2 protein-coding genes are annotated in these 1827 nt (G+C 68.5%); both read left to right on the top strand.

Going from position 1 to position 1827, the window contains the following annotated elements:
- Positions 1-117: 117 nt before the first annotated feature.
- Positions 118-963 carry a sulfate ABC transporter permease subunit CysT gene (gene cysT / locus V6M46_RS09730; RefSeq protein WP_332664279.1) on the top strand — a complete coding sequence of 282 codons (846 nt, stop codon included), beginning with the start codon at positions 118-120 and terminating at the stop codon, positions 961-963.
- Positions 964-1074: 111 nt separating this feature from the next.
- Positions 1075-1827 (top strand): sulfate ABC transporter permease (locus tag V6M46_RS09725; protein WP_332664276.1); only part of this gene is annotated, 753 nt, incomplete at its 3' end.

The raw sequence follows: 1827 nt of genomic DNA, 5'->3' as shown, positions 1-1827 counted from the left end.
GATCGACGAGCTGTTCACGATCGACGAGACCTTCGGCGGCTGGGAGGCGGTCAACACGAAGTTCTTCGACGAGAAGAGCGGCGTCATCACCAGGATCATCGCGGAGTCCGGCCAATCGTGACCACCGAGATCCCGCTTGCTCCGGGTGCGGTGCGCAAGCGCCGCACCCGGAGCGCCACATCGCTCACGCGGACCTCAGGCCTCGGCCTGGGGGTCGCGCTGACGTGGTTCAGCCTGCTCGTCCTGATCCCCCTCGCGCTGGTCGTGATCCAGTCGGTCGACGGCGGCTGGCAGACGTTCCGGGACACACTGACCAACTCCCAGACCGCCGCCGCTCTGCGCCTGACCGTGACCCAGGCGCTGATCGTGACCCTGGTCAACGTCGTGTTCGGCACCCTCATCGCGTGGGTCCTCGTGCGCGACGACTTCCGCGGCAAGCGCCTCCTCGAGGTCATCATCGACATCCCGTTCGCCCTGCCGACGATCGTCGCGGGCCTGGTGCTGCTGAGCCTGTACGGCCCGGACAGCCCGCTCGGCATCAACGTCGCCAACACCGAACGGTCGGTGTTCCTGGCCCTGCTGTTCGTGACGCTTCCGTTCGTCGTACGCACCGTCGAACCGGTGCTGCTCGAGCTCGATCCCGAGGTCGAGGAGGCGGCGGCATCACTCGGCGCCAGCCGATTCACGACGATGCGCCGCATCCTGCTGCCGGCACTCGCCCCCGCGATCACCGCCGGCGCGGCCCTGTCGTTCGCCCGCGGCATCAGCGAGTACGGCTCGCTGGTCCTGCTGTCCGGCAACCTGCCGAACAAGACCGAGGTCGCCTCGGTGCGCATCCTGACCTACATCGAGAACGGCAACGATGCGGCTGCGGCGTCCGTCGCAGTGCTCCTGCTCGCTGTCGCGCTCGTCGCGATCATCCTCCTGCAGGTCCTGACGAACGCGGTGGCGCGGCGTGGCTAGGGCTGGGGCGCGTCATGGCTAGGACTTCGATTTCTCAGGACACCGTTCACGTCGTGTCGGCACGCCAGCACACATCGTGCTTCGTCGATGGGTCACGGCGTGGCTAGCCGGATGGCGCCCCCGCGGACCCGGGGGACGTACGTACGCCGTGGGCTGGTCATCGCGTACCTGTTCCTGCTCGTCGTCTGGCCCGTGTCCCTCGTCGTCCAGCACACGTTCGCCGGCGGGCTGGACAACCTGCAGGCCGCGCTGACCGACCCCGACGTCGTGTTCGCGCTGCAGCTCACGGTGTACGTCGCGGTGTGGGCCGTCGTCATCAACACGATCTTCGGCGTCGGCATCTCGCTGCTGCTCGTCAGGTACGACTTCCCGGGTCGCGGTGTCCTGTCGGCGCTGATCGACCTGCCGCTGTCGGTGTCGCCGGTCGTCGTGGGTCTCGCACTGCTGCTGGCGTACGGCGGCACCAACGGACTGCTCGGGCCGACCCTGCAGGACGCGGGGCTCCAGATCGCGTTCGCCCCGATCGGCATCATCCTGGCGACGGCGTTCGTCAGCCTGCCGCTCGTCATCCGCGAGCTCGTGCCGGTGCTGCACGAGATCGGCACGGAGCAGGAGCAGGCGGCCCGCAGCCTCGGCGCCGGACCGTGGCAGACGTTCCGCCGCATCACGCTGCCGTCGGTCAAGTGGGCCCTGGTCTACGGCGTCGTGCTGAGCCTGGCCCGCTCGCTCGGCGAGTTCGGCGCCGTCAAGATCATCTCCGGCAACATCGCCGGGCAGACCCAGACCGCCACGCTGAGCGTGGAGGAGAAGTACCAGGACTTCCAGCAGGGCACGGCGTACGCCACGAGCTTCCTGCTCGCACTG

The sequence above is a fragment of the Aeromicrobium sp. genome, from assembly GCF_036676885.1.
In the GTDB taxonomy this organism is placed as follows: Bacteria; Actinomycetota; Actinomycetes; order Propionibacteriales; family Nocardioidaceae; genus Aeromicrobium.
The sequence above is the reverse complement of the archived record's forward strand: the minus strand, read 5'-3'. Positions and strand labels throughout refer to the sequence as shown.